Origin of the sequence: Streptomyces sp. PU-14G, from assembly GCF_041028275.1 — a bacterium.
Taxonomy (GTDB): domain Bacteria; phylum Actinomycetota; class Actinomycetes; order Streptomycetales; family Streptomycetaceae; genus Streptomyces.
This window is the reverse complement of sequence record NZ_JASKYT010000751.1, coordinates 1-857: the sequence shown is the minus strand read 5'-3', so window position 1 is coordinate 857 and position 857 is coordinate 1. Positions and strand designations below refer to the sequence as shown.

Below are 857 nucleotides of genomic sequence, written 5' to 3'. Positions count from 1 at the left end.
SGCGTGGAGGGCACGGGGCCGGGCGCAGGCGCGGAGCCAGGCGCCGGCGCGGGGCCCCCGTCGAGGGCCGTCGGCTCCGGGGCCGGTGCCGCCATCGGCGCCACGTCCTCGTCGGCTTCCGCCGCCAGGACGGTGGCGGCCTGCACCGCGAGGGAGGCGCTCACGCGCCGCGGGAGCCAGCCCGGGACGAGCAGGCTCGCGGCCCGGCCGCCTCCGGGCCCGTCGAGCACCGTGTCGCCCGCCGTGTGACCGCCCTGCGGGGCGACGCTGCCCCACGGGGCCGCCGGCCCGCCGTCCACCAGCGTCGCCTCGGGCCCCCGGACCGACGGCGGCTGTGAGGACGCGGTCACTGGCGACGTCGTCGGCGACGCCGTCGGCGGTGTCGTCGGTGATGCCGGTACCGGTGCTGGTGGCGTCGTTGCCGGTGGCGTTGGTGGTGTCGTCGGCGGTGGCGGTATCGAGGCCGGCACGGAGGTCGGCGGCTGCTCGCGGGGCGGTGGCGACTGCTCGCCGGGCCTTGGCGACCGCTCGCCGCGGGACAGTGGGGAAACGCGCGGGTCCGGCGGCACGAATCCGGGGGGAAGCGGGGCGCAGGCCGCCAGTGCTGTCAGGAAGTCCGTCGCTGGCGGGCGTGCCGACGGGTCCTCGGCCAGGCAGGAGGCGAGCAGTTCGCCGAACGGGCCGTCGGGCAGTCCGGCAGGGGCGGCTCGCCCCGTCGAGAGGGGTGCGGCTGTGTCCAGCTGTCCGGTCGCCGCGTAGGCGAGGACGGCTCCGAGGCCGTAGATGTCGCCGAGGGGGCGGGGTCGGCCGCCCGTGACCTGTTCGGGGGCGAGGAAGGGGGCGGGGGCGGCCGCCCG

The 857-nt window shown here is 79.1% G+C and carries 1 pseudogene; it reads right to left on the bottom strand.

What is annotated here, in order from left to right:
• Nucleotides 1-350 (bottom strand): annotated as a pseudogene (locus AB8Z75_RS35145) (hypothetical protein); the annotation flags it as partial.
• Between the last annotated feature and the right edge of the window lie 507 nt (nt 351-857).